We start from the raw sequence: 25676 nt of genomic DNA on the forward strand, positions 1-25676 counted from the left end.
GCTAAGCCCCCCAAAACGCATTATCTTGTACCTCGGCGCTAAAAAAACCCTACATGTAGGGTTTTAAGCGAAAAACCAAACACAAATCAGACAAGAAACTCAAGCGCTTTCTTGCTCCTGTTTGGTTGAACCAAAGCATTTTTTAAAAGCCCAAACCGCGCACGCGGATGGCAACCGTTTTCCCCGCCCAATTGGCAGAAAACGGTACGGGTGTTGCAGTGCTTGGAGCGAGCCACTGTCACCCGGCAGGAATACGGCCAAGGGCTCTTTCAAGCCCCGAACCGAAGACTTCGGCATGGAAGCGGCGCGATGAGCTCCCTTCCTCCTGTCCCGAAGTTGTTATGCCAGGCCCAGGCCTGTTGTAAGTGCTTCAGGACGGAACGGTGGGCACCTTGATGGTGCCCAAATAAATATAGAATGTGGAGACAACCCCCCATGCAAACCGACACAACTCGCGAGAACCCGCAGGGCTCCGTGCCGCAGGCCGCTGATTCGAACCTGGATCTGTCCGCCACCGCACCTGGCCAACTGCGCGTGATCAAGCGTAACGGCACTGTCGTTCCTTACACTGATGACAAAATCACCGTCGCCATCACCAAAGCGTTTCTTGCAGTTGAAGGCGGCACCGCTGCTGCCTCGTCGCGCATCCACGACACCGTTGCCCGCCTGACCGAACAGGTTACCGCGACCTTCAAGCGTCGCATGCCGTCGGGCGGCACCATCCACATCGAAGAAATCCAGGACCAGGTTGAACTGGCCCTGATGCGTGCCGGCGAGCAGAAAGTGGCGCGCGACTACGTGATCTACCGTGACGCCCGTTCCAAAGAACGTGCCGTGCGCTCCCCGGCTGAAGAGGCGGCCGTGCAAGCTCACCCGTCGATCCGCATTACCCTGGCCGACGGCAGCTTTGCTCCGCTGGACCTGGGCCGCCTGAACACCATCATCACCGAGGCCTGCGAAGGCCTGGAAGAAGTCGACGGTGACCTGATCCAGCGCGAAACCCTGAAGAACCTGTACGACGGCGTAGCCCTGACCGACGTCAACACCGCCCTGGTGATGACCGCCCGCACCCTGGTTGAACGTGAGCCGAACTACTCGTTCGTGACCGCGCGCCTGCTGATGGACACCCTGCGTGCCGAAGGCCTGGGCTTCCTGGGCGTGGCCGACAGCGCCACCCACCACGAGATGGCTGACCTGTACGCCAAGGCCCTGCCGGCCTACATCGCCAAGGGTATCGAATTCGAATTGCTGAACCCGATCCTGGCCACCTTCGACCTGGAAAAACTCGGCAAGGCGATCAACCACGAGCGCGACCAGCAGTTCACCTACCTGGGCCTGCAAACCCTGTACGACCGTTACTTCATCCACAAGGACGGTGTGCGCTTCGAACTGCCGCAAGTGTTCTTCATGCGCGTGGCCATGGGCCTGGCGATTGAAGAGAAGAACAAAGAAGACCGTGCCATCGAGTTCTACAACCTGTTGTCGTCCTTCGACTACATGTCGTCGACCCCGACCCTGTTCAACGCCGGCACCCTGCGTCCACAGCTGTCGAGCTGCTACCTGACCACCGTGCCGGATGACCTGTCGGGCATCTACCACGCGATCCACGACAACGCCATGCTGTCCAAATTCGCTGGCGGCCTGGGCAACGACTGGACCCCGGTGCGTGCCTTGGGTTCGTACATCAAGGGCACCAACGGCAAATCCCAGGGCGTTGTACCGTTCCTGAAAGTGGTCAACGACACCGCCGTTGCGGTCAACCAGGGCGGCAAGCGCAAAGGCGCTGTGTGTGCGTACCTGGAAACCTGGCACATGGACATTGAAGAGTTCATCGAGCTGCGCAAGAACACCGGTGATGATCGTCGTCGTACCCACGACATGAACACCGCCAACTGGATCCCTGACCTGTTCATGAAGCGTGTCTTCGATGACGGCCCGTGGACCCTGTTCTCGCCATCCGAAGTGCCGGACCTGCACGACCTGACCGGCAAGGCCTTCGAAGAGCGTTACGAGTACTACGAAGCCCTGTCCCAGTACCCAGGCAAGATCAAGCTGTTCAAGACCATCCAGGCCAAAGACCTGTGGCGCAAAATGCTGTCCATGCTGTTTGAAACCGGCCACCCATGGCTGACCTTCAAAGACCCGTGCAACCTGCGCAGCCCGCAGCAGCACGTGGGCGTGGTCCACAGTTCGAACCTGTGCACCGAGATCACCTTGAACACCAACAAGGACGAGATCGCCGTTTGCAACCTGGGTTCGATCAACCTGCCGAACCACATCGTCAACGGCAAGCTGGACACCGCCAAGTTGGAACGCACCGTCAACACCGCCGTTCGCATGCTCGATAACGTGATCGACATCAACTACTACTCGGTGCCACAGGCGCAGAACTCCAACTTCAAGCACCGCCCGGTCGGCCTCGGCATCATGGGCTTCCAGGACGCCTTGTACCTGCAGCACATTCCGTACGGTTCGGACGCTGCGGTCGAGTTCGCCGACAAGTCCATGGAAGCGGTCAGCTACTACGCGATCCAGGCTTCCTGCGACCTGGCCGACGAGCGCGGCGCCTACGAGACGTTCCAGGGTTCGCTGTGGTCCAAAGGCATTCTGCCGCTGGACTCGCAACAGATCCTGATCGAGCAGCGTGGCCAGAAGTACATCGACGTTGACCTGAACGAAACCCTGGACTGGGCGCCGGTACGTGCCCGTGTGCAGAAAGGTATTCGTAACTCCAACATCATGGCCATCGCACCGACCGCGACCATCGCCAACATCACTGGCGTATCGCAGTCGATCGAACCGACTTATCAGAACCTGTATGTGAAATCGAACCTGTCGGGCGAGTTCACCGTGATCAACCCGTACCTGGTTCGCGACCTCAAGGCTCGCGGCCTGTGGGACTCGGTCATGATCAACGACCTGAAGTACTACGACGGTTCGGTGCAGCAGATCGAGCGCATCCCGCAAGAACTCAAAGAGCTCTACGCGACGGCCTTCGAAGTGGACACCAAGTGGATCGTTGACGCCGCCAGCCGCCGTCAGAAGTGGATCGACCAGGCGCAGTCGCTGAACCTGTACATCGCCGGCGCATCGGGCAAGAAGCTCGACGTGACCTACCGCATGGCCTGGTACCGTGGCCTGAAAACCACTTACTACCTCCGTGCCCTGGCCGCGACCAGCACCGAGAAGTCGACCATCAACACCGGTAAGCTCAACGCTGTTTCCAGCGGCAACCACGGTGATGATTCGGTGCTGGCTGCTCCAGCCGGCCCGGCGCCAGTGCCAAAGGCTTGCGCGATTGATGAGCCGGATTGCGAAGCTTGCCAATAAGCTGAGCGGTGACTGAAAAGCCCGTTAACCGAAAGGTTGACGGGCTTTTTCGTTTTACTGCGGCGTGTACTCCAACATGCCCACAGCGTTATACAAATGCGTAGGCCCCACCCATTCTTATATCCTCCTTCTGAGGCCGGCCACCTCGTCCTCCCCACAACTCTACCTGCCCTCCCATCACCGCCATCGCATGGCCATCGTAATTCACAACACCCAACACACCAGTGGCAAGCTCGTTGCTCGAAGACTGCCTGTACAGGCCTTTGAGTCCTAAGCGATCCAGCGCTTCATGGTTGTGCTCACCATCATTCAAGCTTACCAAGGCATCCAAATAGCTTCTTTGGGCATTACCATCATTATCACCAGCCTCCCTCTGGCGATGCCCCTCCATCTGAGCCCGTTTCGCACTAGCGGCGTACAAGAAATTGGCATCGGTCATCATCGCCGGATCATTGCCCTCGAACCGAGCCTGTTCTGCTGCCTGCTTTAACTCACTCTTGCTCAAGTGCAGCTGGAACCCGTCCCGCATTTGCACATCCCAGCCATCGCCAGAGGCTTTCACGTCTTTGAAGATATCAGTAGGTTTCTGGCCAAACTTCATCATTGCGCCCTTAATGGCGGCAACCGTGGTGCAGTTTCCGTCCGGCCCTTGCTTGAAACCACTCCAGATGTTGCCGGGTTCTTTGCCCATGCCAGGTTTTTTCCCTGGGTTACTTTTGTCGGGAGTGTAGTTAGTGAACTGAGCCCCTTGAGTAAACGGTTTGTTGCTCATGGACTCTACGGAGCCAAAATTCTTGGGGCTCACTGGACCACCACCACCACCACCACCACCACCACCACCACCACCGGGTGATGGAGAAGGAGAAGGAGAAGGCGCCGGTGACGGCTCATCCGGGAACAAATCCGGAAACAACCTCTTCAACAACGCGAGCAAATCGCTGGAGGCGTCCTTCTTCAACGCTTCAAGGATCTCCTTGAACTTCTCCTCCCCCAGCTCCTTGCGTTTTTCATTGAGCTTGTCCCGCAAGTCCCGGGCGGTTTGGTTTTTATTGCCCTTTTCGGCTTCCTCCAACTGTTTGAGCATCTGGGCGACGGTTTTTTTATCGGCCTCTGCGTCATCCTTTTTTTCCTCTGTACGGCTTACGCCCCCCAGGTTTTGCCCCACACCGCCCACGCCATAACGCACACTTCCAGCCCCATGGCCAGACACCGACAGATCCCACATACCCAACCCCCGTAAGAACCCACACCTTTAAGCCCGATAAGTGGAAAAAACGGCGTGGTCGGTTCCAACAAAGGCCTGTCGGCTGGCAATCGCGCGCAAAGTGGGAATTGTTTCCGGTCAAAAAACACGCAAAAAAAAGCCCCTCGCAGGAGGGGCTTTTGTTCGCAGCAGCATCAGGTCATCTGAATAATGGTCTGCATGATGGTGCTTTGGGTGGAGATGGTCTTGGCGTTCGCCTGGTAGTTGCTCTGGGCCTTGATCAGGTCCACCAGCTCGTTGGTCAGGTTGACGTTGGAGTTTTCCAGGGACTTGGACACGATCGACCCCAAGGTGCCGGATTGCGGGGCGTCGTAACCCGGCTGGCCCGAGGCGAAGGTCTCTTTCCAGGTGGTGCCACCCGACGGCTGCAGGCCCTGTTCGTTATTGAAGCTGGCCAGGGAGAGCTGGCCAATGGACTTGCTCTGCTGGTTGCTGAAAGTGGCGAACAGCACGCCGTTACCGTCGATGTTCAGGCCGGTGATCTGGCCGGTGGCGTAGCCATCGGTGACCGGAGGATTACGGTAGGTGGCCGAGTTGTACTGGGTGATGTTGCCCATGTTGATGGCAATCCCGCCAGGGTTGGCATTCGCGCCGTTTTGGGTCCACACACCATTGGTCACGGTACCCGGCACCCAGCCGGTCAGCTGCAAGGTGGTGCTGGAGGTGGTACCGGTGACAATCCCGGTGAGCTTGCCGGCACCGTCAAAGCTCAATGTCGACGCCACTGGAGGTGTGGAGCCCGTGCCGGTAGGCGCCGAACCGTCAGGGTTACGGCCATCGATGAGGGTGTAGGACTTCCAGGTGTTGGAATCCGTTTTGACCAGGTACTGCACCATTGGGTGTGCGTTGCCCTGGGTGTCGTACAGCGTAGTGTTGTACTGGGTGCTGAACGAGCTGGACTCGGTTGGATCGAACGGGTGGGCCGCCTGGTCGATCACCGGCGAGGAAGAGTTCAGGTTACTGGTGGAATCCACTTTAGTGGAGGCCTTGGGCGGCAGGTTCGACAGGTTCAATTGCAGGTCGGTCAGCGCGCCTTTGACGATGTTGCCATCAGCATCCGCTGCGTAGCCTTGCAGGCGCGAGGTGCCGGTGTTGTTGGTGATATAGCCGTCTTTGTCCGCACGGAAGGTGCCGCTGCGGGTGTATTCCAGCGAACCGTCACTGCCCTTCTGCACGAAGAAACCGCCGCCCTGGATCGCCATATCCAACAAGCCGCCGGTGTTGTTGACGTCACCCTGGGTGAACTGCTGGGACACTGCCGCCAGGTTCACGCCGCTGCCGACACTGTTCTGGCCGGTGCCCAGCTTGGACGCTGCATAGATGTCGGAAAATTCCGCGCGGGACGCTTTGAAACCGGTGGTCGCAACGTTGGCAATGTTGTTGCCGGTCACGTCCAGTTGTTTGTTGGCCGCATAGAGGCCGCTAAGGCCGATGTTAAAAGACATGTTTCTCTCCTTCTGCCGTATTTAGCCGGCTCTATGTACCGATAGTCTGAATTTGCGACAGCTTGACGCTGCCCATGCCGCCTGCAAGGTTGAGCAGCATTTCGCCGCCGGTCTTGCTCAACGTCACGCTAGTGACCGTTGCCGGCAGCGACGTCAACAGGGCAACCGAGTCGCCTTTGTCATTCTTGGTGCTGGCCGCGAAGGTGTAAGTGCCGGCGGGGGCGACTTCGCCCTTGTCGTTCTTGCCATCCCAGATAAAGCTTGAATCGCCGGCGCTTTGGGCGCCCATGTCGATGGTGCGCACCACGTTGCCGTCTTTGTCGGTGATTTTCACCGAGACGTTGCCCGTCGCTGCCGTCACTGCCACCGAGCCGGTCATGCTTTTGCTGGTATCCACCATGGCCTTGTCGGTCTGGGTGATGATCGAACGCCCGACCAGCGACGACGCCTGCAGCGCTTGGGAAGAGCTGAAGTTGCTGGAGATCGCATTCACCGAGTCGTTCAGGGTGTTGATGCCTTCCAGGCTGCTGAATTGCGCCAACTGCGCCACGAAGGCGCCGTTGTCTTGAGGCGACAGCGGGTTCTGGTTTTTCAGCTGGGTCACCAGCAATTGCAGGAACGCGTCCTTGCCCAGCGCCTGGTTGCCCGTAGCCGCCTTGGCGGCACCATCAAGGCCGCTGTTATCTGTAGCAGTCTTGACCTTAGAGTTGAACAGGTCCTGAACCGCCGAGTTGGGTGTAGAAGTGGTATCAACAATGGCCATTATTTGGCGCCCCTTATCACTGACCCAGGGTCAGGACCTTCTGCATCATGGTTTTGGCGGTGTTCATCATTTCCGCGTTGGTCTGGAACGAGCGGCTGGCGGAAATCATGTCGGCCATTTCCTCGACCACGTTGACGTTGGGGTAGTACACATAGCCCTTTTCGTTCGCGGCGGGATGGTTCGGCTCGTAGCGGGCTTCCAGGTTGCTCTGGTCCTCGACCACGCCGAGTACCTGCACGCCTTGGCCGGCCGCATCCTGATTCTGGAACAGCGAATCACCGCTGCCGCTCTGGCCGGCCTGGCCACCCTGAAACATGGTGGCGAACACCGGGTGGCGGGCGCGGTAGGTCTGGTCAATGCTCGAAGACACGGTCTCGGCGTTGGCGATGTTACTGGCGACGGTGTTCAAACGCGTGGTCTGCGCGCTCATGCCACTGCCGGCAATATTGAAAACACTGGCGAGGGACATGGCTTACTCTCCGCGCAGGGCTGACATCAGCCCTTTGAATTTGCTGTTAAGCAGGGTGAAGCTGGCCTGAAAGTTCACCGAGTTCTCGGCGTAGGCCGATTGCTCCAGCTGGGCGTCGACGGTGTTCTGGTCGATTGATGGCTGCATCGGCGTGCGATACAGCAGCGACTCATCACCATTGCCCAGGCCTTGCGCTTCGATATGACGGCTGTTGGTCATGTTCAAGGCGAAGGTGCCGTTTTTAGTCTTGTCCTGCTGCGCGGCGAGCACGGCGGAAAAGTCCAAGTCCCGAGCCTTGTAGTTCGGGGTGTCGGCGTTGGCAATGTTGTTGGCCAGGACTTCGGCACGCTGAGCGCGAAAGCCCAGGGCTTGTTCGTGGATACCGAGCGCTTTATCGAAGCTGATGCTCATGGCGGAAACCTTTAGGCTGACCTGCTTTTCGTATCTGGGTTATAGCAAGGCCCATGCCAATTCGCTGAATGCCCGTAAATCAAGGGGTTGCGCGGGGTTTGCCGGCGGCAATGCCAGAAAAGCGGCAATGGGCTTCCGCGTGGCGCCAGTAAAGCGGCAATGGCGGTTGCCGCTTTTACAGCCGGTGGCAAACGCTAAACAGGCTGGCCCAGCGCGCCGGAGGCTTTGACCGTTTGTCTGCACTGTCATTTCTGACAGTTGTCGCGCCTGCCCTTCTACGCGCCTTATCTGGCAACCCCTACACGCGTAAAGCAGAGGCACAACATGCTGACTATTCCTCCCCTCCGATTCGTCCTGCAGGACAACGCGCTACCCATTCCAAACCTGCAGACCAGATTGCTGATCGGTAAAACAGTTGAAATGACTTGCGCCGCTGCCATCAAGACGGGTGATTTGATCGTCGCAAACCTGATCGGCGATAACGGCAAAACGTACAACCTGAGCTATGAGGCAGAGGAAGACGAGGCCGAGCTCACCTTTCCGGTACCCAAATCAATCATTACCCGTAAGTCAGGCACCAATGTGTTTTTATTGCTACGCATTCGGCGTGGCATCCGCGACGTGTACTTTGCGCCGACGTCAACCGTGTCCATCGATGCAGGCGTGATTGTTGTGCCTCTTCCTGGCACAGTGTGGGATTTCGCCGATGGCACGTTCCAACGCTGGTTAGCTCAGTCAGTTTATGCAGGCGGGGCGCTGCACGTCGTCAGCAGCAGCGTGGTCGTTGACCTGCCCAGCAGCCAGGTAACCGCCGCTCACATCATCACTCGACCCATATCGGTCATCGCAGGGCGCACCTACGATTTCAGCTTTGATGTCTTGGGTGGCACACCCGCTGGAGATGGCTCGACGCTGTACCTGACGATTAACGGCAGGCGAATCGGTGCCAACGTACAAAACATAACCAACGCATTAACACAAACCGGAACCGGGACATTTCCCGCAGTTGCAACCGAAACTGTGTATTTGGGTATTTTCAACGGGAGCATCCCCGGCAAGGACAATCTTCTCTTCCTGGGCAATATCCGAATGACACCCAGGCCCTAACCACCGCCCGTAAAAAACTGGCGCTTGGCGCACATAAAAAAGGGAAGCCTTCGCGGGGCTTCCCGTTTTTTTATGCTCAAGTCACCTTCACTTGGCCTGATAAATGATGCCAGGGCTGCATTGCACCATCTGGTAATGGTCCGGTAGCCCGTTGAGCGCTTCGGACGCGCCAAGAAACAGGTAGCCCCCGCGCTTGAGCGTACCGTGAATGCGCAGCAGGATGTCCTTCTTCACCTCTGCCGAGAAGTAGATCAGCACATTGCGGCAGAACACCATGTCGAACTTGCCGAGGCTGGCATAGCTGTCGAGCAGGTTGAACGAGCGAAACTCCACGCGGCTCTTGATCGGTGCCTTGACCGCCCAACGCCCGGCCCCTTTGGGGTCGAAGAAGCGTTGCAGGCGCTCCTGGGACAAACCACGGCCCAGGGCCAGGCTGTCGTACTCGCCGGTTTTGCAATTGGTGAGCATGGTGCCGGACAAATCGGTGGCGACAATTTGCGCGCCGGCCTTCAATTGGCCCATGTTCGTGCGCTCGAACTCATCGATCGACATCGAGATCGAGTACGGTTCCTGCCCCGAAGAACAGGCGGCCGACCAGATGCGCAGGCGCTGGCCGGGGCTGGCCTTGATGGCCTCCGGCAGCACTTTGTTCTTGAGCACTTCAAAGGGGTAGGTATCCCGAAACCACAAGGTTTCGTTGGTGGTCATGGCATCTACCACCATTTCCTTAAGCCCACTGCGCGGCTGGCCCTGGATGCGCTGCACCAACTCGCCCAGGGACTTGATGCCCTGCTGCTCCATCAGTTTGTTGAGACGGCTGGATACCAGGTACTGCTTGTTTTCACCGAGCAATATGCCACAGGCTTTTTCCAGGAAGACCCGGAACTGTTCGAAATCCAAATTACCCGTAGACACTGATACCGCCTCTTAAATCGTGTGACCGCCAGGAGGAAATCCCCCTAGCCGTGATCTGCTGCCTTGATCCGGTCGACTACCCGGGATGCCAGGTCATCAGGGCGGAATTTGGCCAGGAAGTCATCAGCACCGACTTTCTTGACCATCGCCTGATTGAATACGCCCGACAAGGAAGTATGCAGGATGATATGCAATTTTTGCATGCGTGGGTCGTTACGTATCTCGGCCGTGAGGGTGTAGCCGTCCATTTCCGGCATTTCAATGTCGGAGATCATCATCAGGAACTCTTCTTCCGGCTTCTTGCCTTCGTCCACCAGCTTGCGCAGGTAATCCAAGGCCTGGCGACCATCGTTCAAGGCCACCACTTCCACACCGACGGTTTGCAGGCAACGGCTGACCTGCTTGCGCGCCACCGAGGAGTCATCCACCGTCAGCACACGCAGTGACACTGCCTTGTGCGCAGTTTCGGCGTCTACTACGCCAACCGAAATGGTTTCCGAGGTGGGGGCGACTTCGGCGAGGATCTTTTCCACGTCGATGATTTCGACCAATTGGTTGTCGACCCGCGTCACCGCCGTGAGGTAGTGATCGCGTCCGGTGCCCTTGGGCGGCGGATGGATCTCCTCCCAGTTCATGTTAACGATGCGTTCCACCGAGCGCACCAGGAAACCCTGGGTCTTGGTGTTGTATTCGGTGATGATCACAAAGGGGCTTTCGCGGTCCTGCAACCCCGAGGAACCGGTGGCCATGGCCAGGTCGAGAATCGGAATGGTCGCGCCTCGGATATTCGCTACGCCGCAGACCACCGGGCTGGATTTAGGCAATATGGTCAGCTTGGGGCACTGCAGCACCTCCCGCACTTTAAACACATTGATGCCGTACAGCTGCTTGCCGTCCAGGCGAAAAAGCAACAGTTCCAGGCGATTCTGCCCTACCAGCTGTGTGCGCTGGTTTACTGAGTCCATTACTCCTGCCATGCCTTGACTCCTACGCTAAAACCTTTGGCTATACCTACAAGGGCAACGACGCTCACCCAACACTAAACGGCACGGGCTTTGCTATTTATTGGTCTATGAACCTTAAAACGACAGTTTTCCGACGCATCCCACGGTATCGCAGATTGCTCTGCGCAACGATGGCTTTGCTTGCCTTGGGCTCGGGCACCACGGCTCGCGCAGATAATGTCACCTTGCCTGATCTCCTTATCGGCGTCACCCAAGGCTTTCTTGAGTTCACTGTAGAAGATTATCTGGCGACCACCCAAACACCGGGGCGTTACGAAATCCAGGTCAACCAACTGGACCCGCGCCTGCGCATGCCCATGTGCGACAAGGAATTGACGGCCAGCCTCGAAAGCCCGGCCCAGCCCATCGGCCGCGTGACGGTAAAAGTGCGCTGCGAGGGCGCCTCACCCTGGACCGTATTTGTGCCGGCGCAGGTCAAACTGTTCCGCGACGTAGTGGTCGTCACGCGCCCGCTCAAACGCACCGGCATCATTGGTTTTGAAGACGTGGCCCTGCGTGAACGCGACATCAGCCTGATCAACCAGGGCTACCTCACCGCTGTGGACCAAGCCATCGGGCAGAAACTGACCCGACCAATGGTCACCGACCAGGTCATTACGCTGGTGCATCTGGAACAGGCTGAGGTGATTCGCAAAGGCGACCAGGTGGTGATTTCCGCCAGCAGCGGCGGGCTGACGGTAAAAATGCCGGGCGAGGCGCTGTCCAATGGCGGGATGAGCGAGCAGATCCGGGTCAAGAACCTCAATTCCAACCGTGTGATCAAGGCGCAGGTGACGGCGCCGGGCCAGGTCGAGGTGGCACTATAGATCACTGGTGTGAAACGCCAGGTTTTCCTACACTGTGCGTGGGATGTCGACCTGTACAGGTTTATTGTCAATCGGGCCTAAAGTTTGTCCGGGTATGGCCGAAAACATGGCAAGCGTCCAAATACCCAGAGGTTTTTTTAACATGGTCATTGATTTCAGTCGTTTAAATAACACCCAGGCTTTGCCGGGCAATACGCGCACCAGCGGGGCAAAGGACGGCGTAGAAGCCAAGTCCCAGCCAGCACCTGCCGCCAAGGCAGAACAGGCCAGCGCCAGCCAGAGCGGGGAATCGGTACACCTGAGCAATGAGGCTCAACAGTTGCAGAAGGTCACTGACTCGTTGCGCGATCAACCCGTTGTCAATAAAGCCCGCGTGGCCGAATTGAAGCAGGCAATCGCTGATGGCAGCTATAAAGTCGACAGCAACCGTGTAGCCAGCAAGCTGCTTAACTTCGAAGCCGAGCGCTAGGCAAAGGCCTGCGCAGGGCTTGTGGACGCTTAAAACCCAAGGCCAGCCATGCACCACGACGAACATTTGCTTGAACTGATCATTGATGATCTGGCGCCGACGCAACTTTTGCTCGAGCTGCTCAAAGAAGAATCCCTGGCCCTCTATGGCCGGGATATGCGCTTGCTGGAAGAAATCCTGGCGCGCAAACAGTCGCTGATCGTGCTGCTGGAGCAGCATGGCAAGAAGCGCAGCGAAATTCTCATCAGCCTCGGCCTGCCGGCTGATCATGACGGCCTGGCACAACTGGCCAGCCACTCCTCGGTAGGCGATCAGTTGCTGGCGCAGAGCACCGCACTCAATCAATTGCTGGCCCAGTGCCAGGAAGCCAACCTGCTCAACGGCCAGTCGATCCAGCTGCAGCAGGCTACGACCGCCAACCAGTTGCGCATACTCCACGGCGGAGAGCCTCCAGCTCTGTACAACGCCCAGGGTTCCACCTCGCGCCTGGTCAAGCCAAGCACCCGCAGCCAAGCCTGACACCGGTTTACAGCGCGCCCTATCCAAGGCGCGTTACATACTGGCAAAATGCCGGTTCTTGCGTGTAGTCGTATTTTGCCTGGAGATGGAAGAACCGTGTTCAACGCCCTTAATGCGGAAGATGCTCCGCAGCCACCCAAGGTGCTCACCACGCCTCTGGAAATCGCCAGCACGTTGCGGATGCTGCAAGAAAGCCATGACCCGCTGATCATCACTTTTCATGAACGCAGCCAGCGGTTCCAAAGCTATCTGGTGGATATTGATCGGGACAGCAAAACGCTCGCCCTCGACGAAATGATCCCCCGCGACGGTGAACGCTACCTTGAGAATGGCGAACCGTTCCGCATTGAAGGTTTCCATGATGGCGTGCGAATCGCCTGGGAAAGCAACGGCACGCTGACCATCAGTGAAAAAGGCGGCCACCGCATCTACACCGGCAGCATGCCCGACGAGGTGGTCTACCATCAGCGTCGCAATGCCTTTCGCGCCGCATTGAAGCTGGCCCAACTGGTCAGCATCGAGCTGGGTGGCGAAAAGCTCAAGGCACCGATCAGCGGCAAGCTGCTGGACATCTCCGCCACCGGCTGCAAGCTGCGTTTTGAAGGCGACATCGCCGATCGCCTGCAACTGGGCCAGGTCTATGACCGCTTTATCGCCGCCCTGCCCTTCGGCAGCATGACCACCTCGGTGGAACTGCGTTACCTGCACTTCGAAGACAAGATCAACACCACCTTCGCCGGCGTGCGCTTTCACAATATGAGCGGCTTGGTACAGCGCCAGGTTGAACGTTTTGTGTACCAGCTGCAGCGCGAAGCGCGGCGCTTTGACAAGGACGACGACTTTTAAACCTTAAAGGCCGCGTCAATAAAAACGGGCAGATCCTGATGGGATCTGCCCGTTTTTGCTTTCAGGGGCGCGCCCTGCTCAAGTCATGAGGATGCTCGTCCGGCCCCAGAGGCTCCGGCGGCCCTTCAAAAGCGGGTTCATCCGCAGGTTGTTGCGGGTCAGTTTCGGTTTCAGGTTCCGGCTCAGGCACGATGCTCTGCATTTGCTCCTGCACCACCGCCTCATCCACCCGCGGGTCGAGGCACGCCACCAGCGGCGAGCTGGACATACTGTCAGGCATCGCCACGTGATGCAGCGGCGCATCGTCCACCTGATGCAGGTTGGTCACCGCCTTCGGCCGGATCCGCCATACCAGGATCAATGCACACAGGCTGAAAAACGCATACAGCATGTGGCTGCCGAACAGCTTCATCACCACACCCGCCAACAGCGGCCCGACACTCGCGCCGATGCCGTAGGTCACCAGCAACATGGCCGTCAGCGACACGCGGCGATCACCTTCCACATGGTCATTGGAGAACGCCACCGCCAAGGGATACAGGCAGAACTGCACCAGGGAACACAGGAAGCCGGCCACGAACAGTACTTCCAGCGGCACCTGGGTCATTACGGCCAACGGCAACGCCGCCACCGCCAGGCACAAGGCAAAGCAGCGAATCAGCAAAGCGCGGTCATAGCGGTCCGACAACCAGCCCAATGGCCACTGCACCAACAGACCGGCAAAAATGCAGCTACCCATAAACAGACCGACTTGCTCGGTGCTCAAGCCTTGCTGCGAGGCATACAGCGGCGCCAGGCCGTAGAACGAGCCGACGATCAGCCCCGCGCCCAGCACCGTGCTCAGCGACTGCGGCACACGCTTGATAAAGAAGCGCGGCTCCATGGGCGCCGGGTGCAGCGGCGCCGGGTGAATACGTCGGGTCATGGCCACCGGCACCAGGCACAAGGCAAAGCACAACGCCACCAGCATGAGCAACTCAAGGCCAAGCTCAGGGTGCATGACCAGGATCAACTGACCCAGCACCAGCCCGAGATAAGACGCGATCATGTAACCGCTGAACACCACGCCACGCTGCTTGGCGTCCGCCTGCTCATTGAGCCAGCTTTCGATGACCATGTACTGGCACATCATCCCCAGGCCCACGATCATCCGCAGCACAATCCAGGCCGGCAGCCAGTTGATGAGGCCATGGCCTAACACCGCCGCGCCGACAATCCCGGCACAGGTGGCATACGCGCGAATATGGCCGACGCGAGCGATAAGCCGATGGCCGATCTTGCCGCCCAGCACCAGGCCGAAGTAGTTGGCCGCCATCAAGGCACCCACCCACAGGCTGTCGACGTGGTCGGCTGCCAGACGCAAGGCAAGGTAAGTGCTGAGCAGGCCGGACCCGATCAACATCATCAAGGAGGCGAAATAAAGGGCTCGAAAAGATTTCCAGATCTGGCGCATCGGCGTTCCGAGCGGCTCCTTGAAGTGAGGGACAGGGCTATCAGCATGATAGTCCGGGGTTGCCGGGAGCGGACAGAAGCAGCGGGCCGTTTTCCGGGGAATATTTTTGCTTAATCGTTCAGACGCTGCCTGGTTGCATGCAAGGTACATATGCAACGTACAAAAGTACGCGAAACACACGGCGCCCCTGCTGTGAACCCTGACAGGCGGCAAGGTTCGACCGGTGTTGCCGGCGCGCACAAAAAAGCCCTGCCAGGACAACCTGTGCAGGGCTTTTGAAGATGGTGTCCCAGGGCCGGTTCGAACGGCCAACCTTCCCCTTAGGAGGGGGATGCTCTATCCAATTGAGCTACTGGGACAAATGACAGCCATCGGGCACGGGGCACTGCGACGGACGGCGTGCATGTTAACGGCCGAGGTGGGTTTTGTCATGTCGTCCGTGGGCTTTTTGAGTGTAGGCCGATCCTTGTTCTGCCGATGCGCGCTTTGCCCGGCAGCCACGGGGCCCGAACCCTGTCGTGCAAAATGCACTACCCCAAAGTGCCATCATTGCAAATTGCATCCTGGCGATGCTTTCGAGTAGACTCAAGGCATTGATTTTATTGAAATAATAGATTGGCACGGGACCTGCAATACTTCTCCTACAAACCCATTCAGCCACGGCGTTTAGCGGAGAACATGACCATGAACAGTGCCCTTCTGTTAGCCCTCAACACCATAGCCCTGGCTGCACTGGTGATGTTTCATTTTCAATCGACCGGCAGTAATGATCCTGCACAGATCAGCCAGGCCGTGCCGCACCACCTGCAACAACGCCCGCAATTGGCGGTGATGACGCCCAACGCGCAATCGCCGGTACGCCTGACCCAAGGCACCCAGACTGCACCGGCATCCGAACATTGGGTTTTCTAAGGAAGCCATTCATGAGCAAATCCGCCTGGCTGTTTTTGTGCCTGACTATCGCCACTGGCGTTCTGGGCCTGGGCGCCACCTCTGAAGATGGGCAAACCGCTGCAACTGTTGCTGTAGGCGTGTTCACAAGCCTGCTCCTGTTGACGCTTTTCATGGGCCGCAAAATCAAGTTCGATCCAGTTTTGCGCTGACCCTGCGCCGCACCTTCCCCCTTCGACCTTATGTCGCCCCGCCCTCGCAAATCGGCAAATTGCCACTAGTCTTAAAGATAAGGGCAAAAGGCCACTTTGCTTTAGGATGTGCGGCCTCATCCCCTGTGCTGGCCTGGACTTACGGGAAGTTCCATTGCGGAATGACCCGTTTGAAAGTTTTCCAACCAGTCCGCAAAAATACAAATGAGTGCTGGCATTAAGCCTTTAGTCAGTTCAATATTTGTCACAGAATTGACGCCAAGGAACTGTCAAATCTGAGGCATGATGCGGCCTCTTTGCAATTCGGGTTGAACTTTGGTCGTGAGCCTTGTCTTAACACTCATCTTGCGGCCAATTCCAAAAACCGCTCCCCTGAACTAACCGGTTAAATATATGCGCCCATTGAAACAGGCAATTTATTCCAGCCGTACGGCTGACAAGTTCGTCGTACGTCTGCCAGACGGAATGCGGGAACGCATTGCCGAGGTGGCTCGCAATCATCACCGCAGCATGAACTCCGAAATCATCGCGCGCCTGGAGCAAAGCCTTATTCAGGAAGGTGCGTTGGGCGAAGAGTTGAGCATGCGCCTGGACAGCCCTGAGCTGTCACTGCACGAACGCGAACTGCTGCAGCGTTTTCGTCAGCTCTCCCATCGCCAGCAAAATGCTCTCGTCTCGCTTATCGCGCACGACGTTGAGGCGGCCGCAGAAGCCAATTGATCTGCAACTGAAAGCCGAAGCCAGCGCTATGCTGGCTTTTTTTTGCGTGAAATTTGAGGGACACGGCAGAGGGCAGTGTGGGAGCGGGCGTGCTCGCGAATGCGGTGGATCAGTTAGCAGACATTTCGACTGCTACACCGCATTCGCGAGCACGCCCGCTCCCACATGGGATCAGAGCAGAAAGATCGTCGCCAAGCCCAGGAAGATGAAGAAGCCACCGCTGTCGGTCATGGCCGTGATCATCACACTGGCACCCATGGCCGGGTCACGCCCCAGACGCGCCAGCGTCATGGGGATCAACACGCCCATCAGCGCCGCCAACAGCAGGTTGAGGGTCATGGCTGCCGTCATCACCACGCCCAGTGACCAACTGCCGTACAGCAAGTAAGCCACCACACCGATCACGCCGCCCCACACCAAACCGTTGATCAGGCCCACGGCCAACTCTTTGCGCAACAGGCGCGAGGAATTGGCCGTACTGACCTGGTCCAGTGCCATGGCACGCACAATCATGGTGATGGTCTGGTTACCGGAGTTGCCCCCAATACCCGCCACGATCGGCATCAACGCCGCGAGGGCGACAAGCTTCTCGATGGAGCCTTCGAACAGCCCGATCACGCGCGAAGCAATGAACGCCGTGATCAGGTTGATCGCAAGCCACGCCCAACGGTTATGCAGGGAGCGCCAGACTGACGCAAAAATATCTTCCTCTTCACGCAGACCCGCCATGTTGAGGACTTCGGTTTCACTCTCTTCACGAATCAGGTCGACCATTTCATCGATGGTCAAACGGCCAATCAGCTTGCCGTTCTTGTCGACCACCGGCGCGGAGATCAAGTCATAACGCTCAAATGCCTGGGCGGCCTCGTAGGCGTCTTCATCCGGGTGAAAACTCACCGTATCGCTGGCCATCAGATCCGCTACTTTCTTTTCCGGATCATTGACCAGCAGACGCTTGATCGGCAACACGCCCTTGAGAATGCCTTCGTAGTCGACCACGAACAATTTGTCAGTATGGCCCGGCAGTTCTTTGAGGCGACGCAGGTAACGCAAGACCACTTCCAGGCTGACGTCTTCGCGGATGGTGACCATCTCGAAGTCCATCAGTGCGCCAACCTGATCCTCGTCATAAGACAACGCGGAGCGCACACGCTCGCGCTGTTGGCTGTCGAGGGCCTCCATCAATTCATGGACAACATCACGCGGCAGCTCAGGCGCCAGGTCAGCCAGTTCGTCGGCGTCCATCTCCTTGGCGGCGGCCAGGAGCTCGTGATCATCCATGTCGGCGATCAGGGTTTCACGGACCGAGTCGGATACTTCGAGGAGGATGTCGCCGTCGCGGTCAGCCTTGACCAGCTGCCACAGGGTCAGTCGATCATCCAGCGGCAAGGCTTCAAGAATATAAGCGACGTCGGCAGAGTGCAGGTCATCGAGCTTGCGCTGCAGCTCAACGAGGTTTTGCCGGTGAACCAGGTTTTCGACGCGGTCGTGGTGCGGACCTTCCTGGCGATGCGTGAGGTCTTCGACCACGCGCTGACGCTGCAGCAGCTCGATGACTTGAGCCAGGCGATCCTGCAGGCTGTCTTGTGTTTTCTTTACTTCTACTTCGGTCATAGGCGAACTCCACTCCCAGCAGCGGGGCACGCCGGAAGGATCAATCAGTCAATTCATGATTGGTAAAGCGGGGTACTGAGCAACTACTGGGTAAGTCCATGGAGGTATTCCACAAGCCCCGGCGGGGCTGACGGGCGCAATGATACACGCTGCGCACGCTTTTAACGTTAAAAAACTGGAAAGAACAAGCGCTTGCGAGCCAAAGCTGAGCATCGGCTGCATCTATGAACTGCGACGACGCAGCCCGGAAGGAAAACACATGAGGAAGGAAGAAAGAGCTGAAATCCTACACAAACCCCAGACGGCAAAAAGCCCGCACTAGGCGGGCTTTTTGTTTGTATGGTGCACTCGACAGGATTCGAACCTGTGACCGCTCGGTTCGTAGCCGAGTACTCTATCCAGCTGAGCTACGAGTGCAGATTGTGTTTTTAGACCAGATCACAACTGGTTGAAGCCAAGTCACCTGCATCGCTGCAACTGACTCTTAAATGGTGCACTCGACAGGATTCGAACCTGTGACCGCTCGGTTCGTAGCCGAGTACTCTATCCAGCTGAGCTACGAGTGCATTTGTTGCCGCGCATTATAGGCCGTTCAATCTCTATGTAAAGCTATTTTTTCGTTTAATTTCAACAACTTAGCGAAAAAACCAGATTGCAACGTACTAAGCAAATAATGGCGGAGAACGGGGGATTCGAACCCCCGACACCCTTTTGAGGTGTACTCCCTTAGCAGGGGAGCGCCTTCGGCCACTCGGCCAGCTCTCCGCAACACGGGGCGTATATTAACCACGTTCATCCCCGTTTGCAAACATAAAAAACGATAAAAATTAAAGGCTTGGTTCTTCGTCCTTCTCTTTCTTGATCCGCAGGTAGATTTCCTCGCGGTGGACCGCTACCTCTTTCGGAGCGTTAACCCCGATACGCACTTGATTGCCTTTGACGCCGAGCACAGTCACGGTGATTTCGCCATCACCGATAATCAGGCTTTCTGCGCAACGACGAGTCAGAATCAGCATACCTTTCACCTCACGCATTTCAGTTCAGGAACAACAGTCTGCAAAAAAAAGGCGTTCGACCCATGACCTGACGGCCATAGCCCTAACGGCCTAAGTATTGTCGAGCGCACGCAAAAGACCATGCGCCCCACAAAAAAATGAAAGGCGCGGTAAACCGCGCCTTCCTGGCATTGCCTTACTCGCCTTGTCGCGCCGGCGCGTCCAGCTCAAAAGCGGTGTGCAGCGCGCGTACAGCCAGCTCCAGGTACTTCTCCTCAATCACCACCGAGACTTTGATTTCCGAGGTGGAGATCATCTGGATGTTGATGCTTTCCTTGGCCAGCGCCTCGAACATGCGGCTGGCAACGCCGGCATGGGAACGCATGCCCACGCCCACGATCGACACCTTGGCAATCTTGGTGTCGCCGACCACTTCACGGGCGCCAATCTCGCTCGCAGTGTTCTGCAGGATACGCTCGGCTGCATCGTACTCGTTGCGGTGCACGGTGAAGGTGAAATCGGTGGTGTTATCGTGCGAAACGTTCTGCACGATCATGTCGACTTCAATGTTCGCGCCGCTGATAGGGCCGAGGATCTTGAAGGCCACGCCCGGGGTGTCTGGCACGCCACGGATCGTCAGCTTGGCTTCATCGCGGTTGAAAGCGATGCCGGAAATGATCGGCTGTTCCATGGATTCCTCTTCATCAATAGTAATGAGGGTGCCCGGACCCTCTTTGAAGCTGTGCAATACGCGCAGCGGAACGTTGTACTTGCCGGCGAACTCCACCGCACGGATCTGCAACACCTTGGAACCGAGGCTGGCCATCTCCAGCATCTCTTCAAAGGTGATCTTGTCCAGGCGCTGGGCCACGGACACCACACGCGGGTCGGTGGTGTACACGCCGTCCACATCAGTATAGATCTGGCATTCATCGGCCTTGAGCGCCGCTGCCAGTGCCACACCGGTGGTATCCGAACCGCCACGCCCGAGGGTCGTGATGTTGCCCTGCTCGTCCACACCCTGGAAGCCTGCTACAACTACCACGCGGCCGGCTTTCAGATCTGTGCGGATTTTCTGATCATCGATCTGCAGGATGCGAGCCTTGGTATGCGCGCTGTCGGTGAGGATGCGCACCTGGCTGCCCGTGTAGGACACCGCCGGCACGCCACGCTTGTTCAGCGCCATGGCCAGCAAGGCGATGGTCACCTGCTCGCCGGTGGACACGATCACATCCAGCTCACGCGGCAGCGGCTGTTGATCACCACTGATTGCCTTGGCCAGATCGATCAGGCGATTGGTCTCGCCGCTCATGGCCGACAGCACCACCACCAGATCATCGCCGGCGTCGCGGAATTTCTTAACCTTGTCGGCGACCTGCTCGATTCTTTCGACGGAACCGACCGAAGTGCCTCCAAATTTCTGTACGATCAAAGCCATTTCTAAGCCGCCTCAGCCCGTAAAGGGGCGCCCAATAAACAAATCTTCCAGCACCCAAACGAGCCCATGACTAGACCATGGGCCCGCTAACAGTGCCTTAAATGCCGGCCTCGACAAACGGCACGGTCAGGGCCAGGGCCGCGTCCAGGGAGCCTGCGTCTACACCACCGCCTTGCGCCATGTCCGGACGACCACCGCCCTTCCCGCCCACTGCCGCAGCGGCTTGCTTCATTAAATCACCGGCCTTGAGTTGGCCGGTCAGGTCTTTGGTTACACCGGCAACCAGAACGACCTTTTCCTCATGGACACCGCCGAGCAGGATCACTGCGCGGCCGAGCTTGTTCTTCAACTGATCGACCAAGGCCAACAGCGCCTTGCCGTCCTGGCCGTCCAGGCGCACAGCCAGCACTTTCACGCCCTTGACGTCCAGCGCGGAGGCCGACAGATCGTCGCCCGCTGCGCTCGCCGCCTTGGCTTGCAACTGCTCCAGCTGTTTTTCCAATGCACGGTTGCGCTCCAGCACGGCCGACAGCTTGTCGATCAGGTTGTCACGGCTGCCCTTGACCAGGCCGGCCGCTTCCTTGAGTTGTTCTTCCGCCGCATTGAGGTAGGCCAGGGCCGCAGCACCGGTGACCGCTTCAATACGACGCACACCGGAGGCCACACCGCCTTCGCTGATGATTTTCAGCAGGCCGATATCGCCGGTACGGTTGGCGTGGATACCGCCACACAGCTCCACCGAGAAGCTGCCGCCCATGCTCAGTACGCGCACTTCGTCGCCGTACTTCTCGCCAAACAGCGCCATGGCGCCTTTCTTCCTGGCGGTCTCGATATCGGTTTCTTCGGTTTCAACCGGGGTGTTCTTGCGAATCTCGGCGTTGACGATGTCTTCCAGTGCCTTGATCTGCTCAGGCTTGATCGCTTCAAAGTGGCTGAAGTCGAAACGCAGGCGCTGGCTGTCCACCAACGAACCCTTCTGCTGCACATGCTCACCCAATACCTGGCGCAACGCAGCGTGCAGCAAGTGAGTGGCGGAATGGTTCAAAGCAGTTGCATGCCGCACGTCGGCATCGACTTGAGTGTCAACCGGCGCACCGACCGTCAGGTTGCCCAACACCAGCACACCGTGGTGCAGGAACGCGCCGCCGGTCTTGGTGGTATCACGCACTTCAAAACGCCCGGAGGTCGAACTGAGGAAACCGCAGTCACCCACCTGGCCGCCGGACTCGGCGTAGAACGGCGTCTGGTCCAGTACCACTACCGCTTCTTCGCCTTCGCTCAATACGTCGACCGACTTGCCGTCTTTGTAGATGGCCACGATCTTGGCCGCGCCCACGGTCGCCGCGTAGCCGGTGAACTCGGTGGGTACGTCAACCTTGACCAGGGTGTTGTAGTCCAGGCCAAAGGAGCTGGCGGAACGGGCACGCACGCGCTGGGCTTCCATCTCACGCTCAAAACCCGCCTCATCGACGGTCAGCTCGCGCTCACGGGCGATGTCGGCGGTCAGGTCCATCGGGAAACCGTAGGTGTCATACAGCTTGAACACCACATCGCCCGGCACCACGGTGCCTTTAAGCTCAGCCAGGTCTTGCTCGAGGATCTTCAGGCCGTGCTCCAGGGTCTTGGAGAACTGCTCTTCTTCAGCCTTGAGCACGCGCTCGATGTTGGCTTGCTGCTGCTTGAGTTCCGGGAAGGCATCGCCCATCTCGGCGACCAGCGCGGCCACGATCTTGTAGAAGAAGCTGCCGGTGGCGCCCAGCTTGTTACCGTGACGGCAGGCGCGACGGATAATACGGCGCAGCACATAGCCACGGCCTTCGTTGGACGGCAGCACACCGTCGGCGATCAGGAAGCCGCAGGAACGGATGTGGTCCGACACCACCTTGAGCGAAGACTGGTTGTCATTGGCGCAGCCAATGGCGGCAGCCGAGGCGCTCAGCAGGTGGGTGAACAGGTCGATTTCGTAGTTGGAATGCACGTGCTGCATCACCGCACTGATCCGCTCCAGGCCCATGCCGGTGTCCACCGACGGCGCCGGCAGCGGATGCAACACGCCATCGGCGGTGCGGTTGAACTGCATGAAGACGTTGTTCCAGATCTCGATGTAACGGTCGCCGTCTTCTTCCGGCGAGCCCGGTGGGCCGCCCCAGATGTCGGCGCCGTGGTCATAGAAAATCTCGGTGCACGGGCCGCACGGGCCGGTATCGCCCATGGTCCAGAAGTTGTCGGAAGCGTAAGGCGCGCCCTTGTTGTCGCCGATGCGAATCATGCGCTCGACGGGCACACCGATTTGCTGGGTCCAGATGTCATAGGCTTCGTCGTCGGTCGCGTAGACCGTAACCCAGAGCTTTTCCTTGGGCAGCTTCAACACGCCGGTCAGGAAGGTCCAGGCGAACGTAATCGCATCTTTCTTGAAATAGTCGCCGAAGCTGAAGTTACCCAGCATCTCGAAGAAGGTGTGGTGACGGGCGGTGTAGCCGACGTTTTCCAGGTCGCTGTTCTTGCCGCCGGCGCGTACGCACTTCTGGCTGCTGGTGGCGCGGGTGTAAGCGCGCTTTTCCTGGCCCAGGAAGCAGTCCTTGAACTGGTTCATCCCCGCGTTGGTGAACAGCAGGGTTGGGTCATTGCCTGGGATCAAGGAGCTGGAGGCTACACGGGTGTGGCCTTGCTCTTCGAAGAAGCGAAGGAAGGCTTCACGGATTTCTGCGCTTTTCATTAGGTTCTTCCACGGAGTCTGCGGCCAAAGGCCAGTGCGCAACATCATCAGACGGAGCGACGGCAAAGGGCCGCATTATATCGGCCCTTTGCCGGTGGTACAGCGTGTTTATGTGATAGAAACAGTCAATTAGACGGTCTGCACGATCATTTTCGGGAAAACTCGACAAATGTCTGCACCACGTGCTCCATCTGCGCCCGGCTGACATCCAGGTGAGTGACCATGCGCAGACGCGGCGCGGCGCTCAACTTGATCCCGCGTTCGGCGGCAAAGGCCTTCAGCGCCTGGGCCTGATCACCAATCTGCACGTACACCATATTGGTTTGTACCGGCTCCACCTCAAAGCCGGCGTCGCGCAGCGCATCCCCCAGCCATTGGGCGTTGGCATGGTCATCCGCCAGACGCTGCACCTGATGATCCAGGGCATACAAGCCCGCCGCCGCCAGCGAGCCGGCCTGGCGCATGCCGCCACCGACCATCTTGCGCAGGCGCCGCGCCTTGGCGATCAACGCCATGGAGCCGCACAGCACCGAGCCGATCGGCGCGCCGAGGCCTTTGGACAGGCACACCGATACCGAGTCGAAATGCTGGGCTATCTCCCGCGCATCCACGCCGAGCTTGACCGCCGCGTTGTAGAGCCGCGCGCCGTCCAAGTGCAACGCCAGGCCGTGTTCACGGGTAAACGCCCGCGCTTTGGCCAGGTACGCCAGCGGCAGCACCTTGCCCTGCATGGTGTTCTCCAACGCCAACAGGCGGGTGCGGGCAAAGTGGAAGTCATCCGGCTTGATCGCCGCCAGTACGTGGTCCAGGTCCAGCGAACCGTCGGCTTGCACCTCCAGCGGCTGCGGCTGGATCGAGCCGAGCACCGCCGCGCCACCGCCTTCGTATTTGTAGGTGTGGGCCTGCTGGCCGACGATGTATTCCTCGCCGCGCTCACAGTGAGCCATCAAGGCGAGCAGGTTGCTCATGGTGCCCGTTGGCACAAACAACGCCGCAGCGAAGCCCAGGCGCTTGGCCAGCTCGGCCTCCAGGAGGTTGACGCTCGGGTCTTCACCGTAGACGTCATCACCGCTGACGGCAGTGGCCATCGCATCGAGCATGCCGGCGGTGGGTTGGGTCACGGTGTCGCTGCGCAGGTCTATGACGGTCATCCGGGGGCCTCTGAACATTGTTGTCGTATTGATGATTACTGCGGGCAAAGCCACGCAATATCAAGCCCCACGTGCGTGCAATCGAATACCAACCAAACAAACCGATATAGGTTATCGATACGGCGATCGTGCATTTTCTGAAAAACCATGTTAAAAACTCTCCGCCGCCAGGGTTCTGGTGGCAACGTTCTCAGGGCGGGGTGTAATTCCCCACCGGCGGTAATTGCACGCAATGTGCATAGCCCGCGAGCGCTTGGCGCCTCGAACTGCTCACGCAGGACGGCGACAAGGTCAGCAGACCCGGTGTGATCCCGGGGCCGACGGTCATAGTCCGGATGAAGAGAGAACGGGATTGGCACCCAAGGGCCGCGCGCTGAACTCATGCCTGCATGACGCCGCTGTTCGTACCCTTGAAATCCCATTCGATTCATAACGCCCTGTTTTTTTCTTAAACAGGAGTCAGAACATGCAACCCACCGCAATCGACAGCAAAAGCAAAAACCACCACGGCGAGCGCGTCGCGTTTATCCAGGCCTGCTGGCACAAGGATATTGTCGACCAATCGCGCAAAGGCTTCCTCGCCGAAATGATCGCCCAGGGCTACCAGGAATCGGACATCGATTTCTTCGAAGTCGGCGGCGCCTTTGAAATGCCCCTGCACGCCAAGCTGCTGGCCAAGACCGGCCGTTACGCCGGCATCGTCGCCGCCGCGCTGGTGGTGGACGGTGGCATCTACCGCCATGAATTCGTCGCCCAATCGGTGGTCAGCGGCCTGATGCAGGTTCAGCTGGAAACCGAAGTGCCGGTATTCTCCGTGTCCCTGACCCCGCACCACTTCCACGCGGGCAGCGAGCACCACACCTTCTTCTATGAGCACTTCGTGCACAAAGGCCAGGAAGCCGCGCGCACCTGCGCCGACACCCTGCACAAGGTGCGTGCGATCCGTCGCAGCGAGCCGCGTGCTGTAGCGGTCTAAGCAACACTGCAAAACCCGGCCTCAGAGCCGGGTTTTCTTTGGGCGCTTGCTTGTGTGGGAGCTGGCTTGCCTGCGATAGCGGCAGGTCAGTCAACATCACTGTTGCCTGTGCCGCCGCCATCGCAGGCAAGCCAGCTCCCA

Annotated in this window: 23 protein-coding genes, 4 tRNA genes and 1 riboswitch; of the genes, 10 read left to right on the plus strand and 17 right to left on the minus strand. The window is 58.4% G+C overall.

Annotated elements, in window-relative coordinates:
* The first annotated feature begins 435 nt into the window (after positions 1-435).
* On the plus strand, positions 436-3330 hold the full coding sequence (locus PSH96_RS21935) for a ribonucleoside-diphosphate reductase subunit alpha (RefSeq protein WP_305455016.1): 2895 nt from the start codon (positions 436-438) through the stop codon (positions 3328-3330).
* 88 nt (positions 3331-3418) lie between these two features.
* Here the strand turns inward: PSH96_RS21935 and PSH96_RS21940 are convergent, their stop codons facing one another.
* From PSH96_RS21940 to flgB, 5 genes are all read right to left on the minus strand, one after another.
* A complete protein-coding gene (locus PSH96_RS21940; RefSeq protein ID WP_305455017.1) occupies positions 3419-4555 on the minus strand; it encodes a hypothetical protein in 1137 nt (378 codons plus the stop codon).
* A gap of 173 nt (positions 4556-4728) precedes the next feature.
* Positions 4729-6039 carry a flagellar hook protein FlgE gene (gene flgE, locus PSH96_RS21945; RefSeq protein ID WP_305455018.1) on the minus strand — a complete coding sequence of 437 codons (1311 nt, stop codon included), beginning with the start codon at positions 6037-6039 and terminating at the stop codon, positions 4729-4731.
* 31 nt (positions 6040-6070) lie between these two features.
* Positions 6071-6802 carry a flagellar hook assembly protein FlgD gene (gene flgD / locus PSH96_RS21950; RefSeq protein WP_305455019.1) on the minus strand — a complete coding sequence of 244 codons (732 nt, stop codon included), beginning with the start codon at positions 6800-6802 and terminating at the stop codon, positions 6071-6073.
* 16 nt (positions 6803-6818) lie between these two features.
* Positions 6819-7271 (minus strand): flagellar basal body rod protein FlgC, encoded by a 453-nt coding sequence (flgC, locus tag PSH96_RS21955; protein WP_017138385.1) that lies wholly within the window; start codon positions 7269-7271, stop codon positions 6819-6821.
* 3 nt (positions 7272-7274) lie between these two features.
* Positions 7275-7682, minus strand: a complete 408-nt coding sequence (flgB, locus tag PSH96_RS21960) for a flagellar basal body rod protein FlgB (RefSeq protein ID WP_003214246.1) — start codon at positions 7680-7682, stop codon at positions 7275-7277.
* A 324-nt stretch (positions 7683-8006) separates the two neighbouring features.
* On the opposite strand from flgB, the gene PSH96_RS21965 reads away from it, so the two are divergent.
* On the plus strand, positions 8007-8789 hold the full coding sequence (locus PSH96_RS21965) for a hypothetical protein (RefSeq protein WP_305455020.1): 783 nt from the start codon (positions 8007-8009) through the stop codon (positions 8787-8789).
* 87 nt (positions 8790-8876) lie between these two features.
* Here PSH96_RS21965 and cheR read toward each other — a convergent pair whose 3' ends face one another.
* A complete protein-coding gene (gene cheR, locus PSH96_RS21970) occupies positions 8877-9704 on the minus strand; it encodes a protein-glutamate O-methyltransferase CheR (RefSeq protein WP_017138387.1) in 828 nt (275 codons plus the stop codon).
* A 44-nt stretch (positions 9705-9748) separates the two neighbouring features.
* Entirely contained in the window at positions 9749-10681 is a 933-nt protein-coding gene (locus tag PSH96_RS21975) for a chemotaxis protein CheV (RefSeq protein WP_017138388.1), read from the minus strand.
* Between the two features lie 95 nt (positions 10682-10776).
* Between PSH96_RS21975 and flgA the strand changes: the two genes are divergently transcribed.
* The 4 genes from flgA to PSH96_RS21995 all read left to right on the plus strand — a co-directional run bounded on the left by flgA (position 10777) and on the right by PSH96_RS21995 (position 13369).
* A complete protein-coding gene (flgA, locus tag PSH96_RS21980; RefSeq protein ID WP_065929336.1) occupies positions 10777-11535 on the plus strand; it encodes a flagellar basal body P-ring formation chaperone FlgA in 759 nt (252 codons plus the stop codon).
* 142 nt (positions 11536-11677) lie between these two features.
* Complete coding sequence (gene flgM, locus PSH96_RS21985; RefSeq protein WP_017138390.1) at positions 11678-12004, plus strand: flagellar biosynthesis anti-sigma factor FlgM; 327 nt, start codon at positions 11678-11680, stop codon at positions 12002-12004.
* A 48-nt stretch (positions 12005-12052) separates the two neighbouring features.
* A complete protein-coding gene (locus tag PSH96_RS21990; protein ID WP_017138391.1) occupies positions 12053-12523 on the plus strand; it encodes a flagella synthesis protein FlgN in 471 nt (156 codons plus the stop codon).
* 96 nt (positions 12524-12619) lie between these two features.
* The gene (locus tag PSH96_RS21995; RefSeq protein WP_056861665.1) at positions 12620-13369 is read left to right on the plus strand and encodes a flagellar brake protein; all 750 of its coding nucleotides are present in this window, start codon (positions 12620-12622) and stop codon (positions 13367-13369) included.
* Positions 13370-13430: 61 nt separating this feature from the next.
* On the opposite strand, the gene PSH96_RS22000 is transcribed toward PSH96_RS21995, so the two are convergent.
* Together PSH96_RS22000 and PSH96_RS22005 are read right to left on the minus strand one after the other, a co-directional pair.
* Complete coding sequence (locus tag PSH96_RS22000) at positions 13431-14822, minus strand: MFS transporter (protein WP_099486603.1); 1392 nt, start codon at positions 14820-14822, stop codon at positions 13431-13433.
* A 282-nt stretch (positions 14823-15104) separates the two neighbouring features.
* Positions 15105-15181: transfer RNA gene (locus PSH96_RS22005), tRNA-Arg, on the minus strand.
* A gap of 325 nt (positions 15182-15506) precedes the next feature.
* Between PSH96_RS22005 and PSH96_RS22010 the strand changes: the two genes are divergently transcribed.
* The 3 genes from PSH96_RS22010 (at position 15507) to PSH96_RS22020 (ending at position 16645) form a co-directional block, all read left to right on the plus strand.
* Positions 15507-15734, plus strand: a complete 228-nt coding sequence (locus PSH96_RS22010; protein ID WP_058420758.1) for a hypothetical protein — start codon at positions 15507-15509, stop codon at positions 15732-15734.
* 11 nt (positions 15735-15745) lie between these two features.
* Complete coding sequence (locus tag PSH96_RS22015; RefSeq protein ID WP_305455021.1) at positions 15746-15925, plus strand: PA3371 family protein; 180 nt, start codon at positions 15746-15748, stop codon at positions 15923-15925.
* A 393-nt stretch (positions 15926-16318) separates the two neighbouring features.
* Positions 16319-16645 (plus strand): Arc family DNA-binding protein, encoded by a 327-nt coding sequence (locus PSH96_RS22020; protein WP_003193592.1) that lies wholly within the window; start codon positions 16319-16321, stop codon positions 16643-16645.
* A gap of 171 nt (positions 16646-16816) precedes the next feature.
* Here the strand turns inward: PSH96_RS22020 and mgtE are convergent, their stop codons facing one another.
* The 8 genes from mgtE to ltaE all read right to left on the minus strand — a co-directional run bounded on the left by mgtE (position 16817) and on the right by ltaE (position 24559).
* Positions 16817-18259: a magnesium transporter gene (gene mgtE / locus PSH96_RS22025; RefSeq protein WP_017138415.1), complete on the minus strand. Its 1443-nt coding sequence runs from the start codon at positions 18257-18259 to the stop codon at positions 16817-16819.
* Between the two features lie 340 nt (positions 18260-18599).
* Positions 18600-18676: transfer RNA gene (locus tag PSH96_RS22030), tRNA-Arg, on the minus strand.
* 72 nt (positions 18677-18748) lie between these two features.
* Positions 18749-18825: transfer RNA gene (locus PSH96_RS22035), tRNA-Arg, on the minus strand.
* Between the two features lie 108 nt (positions 18826-18933).
* Positions 18934-19024, minus strand: a tRNA-Ser gene (locus PSH96_RS22040).
* A 62-nt stretch (positions 19025-19086) separates the two neighbouring features.
* Positions 19087-19275 carry a carbon storage regulator CsrA gene (csrA, locus tag PSH96_RS22045; protein ID WP_003175645.1) on the minus strand — a complete coding sequence of 63 codons (189 nt, stop codon included), beginning with the start codon at positions 19273-19275 and terminating at the stop codon, positions 19087-19089.
* A gap of 175 nt (positions 19276-19450) precedes the next feature.
* Positions 19451-20692, minus strand: a complete 1242-nt coding sequence (locus tag PSH96_RS22050; protein ID WP_056861669.1) for an aspartate kinase — start codon at positions 20690-20692, stop codon at positions 19451-19453.
* A 97-nt stretch (positions 20693-20789) separates the two neighbouring features.
* Positions 20790-23408 carry an alanine--tRNA ligase gene (gene alaS / locus PSH96_RS22055; RefSeq protein ID WP_069787951.1) on the minus strand — a complete coding sequence of 873 codons (2619 nt, stop codon included), beginning with the start codon at positions 23406-23408 and terminating at the stop codon, positions 20790-20792.
* A gap of 146 nt (positions 23409-23554) precedes the next feature.
* Positions 23555-24559, minus strand: a complete 1005-nt coding sequence (ltaE, locus tag PSH96_RS22060; protein ID WP_305455024.1) for a low-specificity L-threonine aldolase — start codon at positions 24557-24559, stop codon at positions 23555-23557.
* 182 nt (positions 24560-24741) lie between these two features.
* A riboswitch (FMN riboswitch) is annotated at positions 24742-24911 on the plus strand.
* Between the two features lie 114 nt (positions 24912-25025).
* Between ltaE and PSH96_RS22065 the strand changes: the two genes are divergently transcribed.
* On the plus strand, positions 25026-25535 hold the full coding sequence (locus PSH96_RS22065; protein WP_003233516.1) for a 6,7-dimethyl-8-ribityllumazine synthase: 510 nt from the start codon (positions 25026-25028) through the stop codon (positions 25533-25535).
* The last annotated feature ends 141 nt before the right edge of the window (positions 25536-25676 follow it).

Origin of the sequence: Pseudomonas sp. FP2338, assembly GCF_030687515.1 — a bacterium.
GTDB classification, from domain to species: Bacteria; Pseudomonadota; Gammaproteobacteria; order Pseudomonadales; family Pseudomonadaceae; genus Aquipseudomonas; species Aquipseudomonas salomonii.

Excerpts from the sequence above, each read along its gene's own strand:
- flgB (WP_003214246.1), bottom strand. The coding sequence starts at position 7,682 with ATGAGCATCAGCTTCGATAAAGCGCTCGGTATCCACGAACAAGCCCTG.
- PSH96_RS21975 (WP_017138388.1), bottom strand. The coding sequence starts at position 10,681 with ATGGCAGGAGTAATGGACTCAGTAAACCAGCGCACACAGCTGGTAGGG.
- PSH96_RS22010 (WP_058420758.1), top strand. The coding sequence starts at position 15,507 with ATGAACAGTGCCCTTCTGTTAGCCCTCAACACCATAGCCCTGGCTGCA.
- flgM (WP_017138390.1), top strand. The coding sequence starts at position 11,678 with ATGGTCATTGATTTCAGTCGTTTAAATAACACCCAGGCTTTGCCGGGC.
- PSH96_RS21940 (WP_305455017.1), bottom strand. The coding sequence starts at position 4,555 with ATGTGGGATCTGTCGGTGTCTGGCCATGGGGCTGGAAGTGTGCGTTAT.
- PSH96_RS21965 (WP_305455020.1), top strand. The coding sequence starts at position 8,007 with ATGCTGACTATTCCTCCCCTCCGATTCGTCCTGCAGGACAACGCGCTA.
- PSH96_RS22020 (WP_003193592.1), top strand. The coding sequence starts at position 16,319 with ATGCGCCCATTGAAACAGGCAATTTATTCCAGCCGTACGGCTGACAAG.
- PSH96_RS22050 (WP_056861669.1), bottom strand. The coding sequence starts at position 20,692 with ATGGCTTTGATCGTACAGAAATTTGGAGGCACTTCGGTCGGTTCCGTC.
- PSH96_RS22015 (WP_305455021.1), top strand. The coding sequence starts at position 15,746 with ATGAGCAAATCCGCCTGGCTGTTTTTGTGCCTGACTATCGCCACTGGC.
- flgE (WP_305455018.1), bottom strand. The coding sequence starts at position 6,039 with ATGTCTTTTAACATCGGCCTTAGCGGCCTCTATGCGGCCAACAAACAA.
- PSH96_RS21935 (WP_305455016.1), top strand. The coding sequence starts at position 436 with ATGCAAACCGACACAACTCGCGAGAACCCGCAGGGCTCCGTGCCGCAG.
- ltaE (WP_305455024.1), bottom strand. The coding sequence starts at position 24,559 with ATGACCGTCATAGACCTGCGCAGCGACACCGTGACCCAACCCACCGCC.
- PSH96_RS22000 (WP_099486603.1), bottom strand. The coding sequence starts at position 14,822 with ATGCGCCAGATCTGGAAATCTTTTCGAGCCCTTTATTTCGCCTCCTTG.
- flgA (WP_065929336.1), top strand. The coding sequence starts at position 10,777 with ATGAACCTTAAAACGACAGTTTTCCGACGCATCCCACGGTATCGCAGA.
- PSH96_RS22065 (WP_003233516.1), top strand. The coding sequence starts at position 25,026 with ATGCAACCCACCGCAATCGACAGCAAAAGCAAAAACCACCACGGCGAG.
- csrA (WP_003175645.1), bottom strand. The coding sequence starts at position 19,275 with ATGCTGATTCTGACTCGTCGTTGCGCAGAAAGCCTGATTATCGGTGAT.
- flgC (WP_017138385.1), bottom strand. The coding sequence starts at position 7,271 with ATGTCCCTCGCCAGTGTTTTCAATATTGCCGGCAGTGGCATGAGCGCG.
- mgtE (WP_017138415.1), bottom strand. The coding sequence starts at position 18,259 with ATGACCGAAGTAGAAGTAAAGAAAACACAAGACAGCCTGCAGGATCGC.
- alaS (WP_069787951.1), bottom strand. The coding sequence starts at position 23,408 with ATGAAAAGCGCAGAAATCCGTGAAGCCTTCCTTCGCTTCTTCGAAGAG.
- PSH96_RS21990 (WP_017138391.1), top strand. The coding sequence starts at position 12,053 with ATGCACCACGACGAACATTTGCTTGAACTGATCATTGATGATCTGGCG.
- flgD (WP_305455019.1), bottom strand. The coding sequence starts at position 6,802 with ATGGCCATTGTTGATACCACTTCTACACCCAACTCGGCGGTTCAGGAC.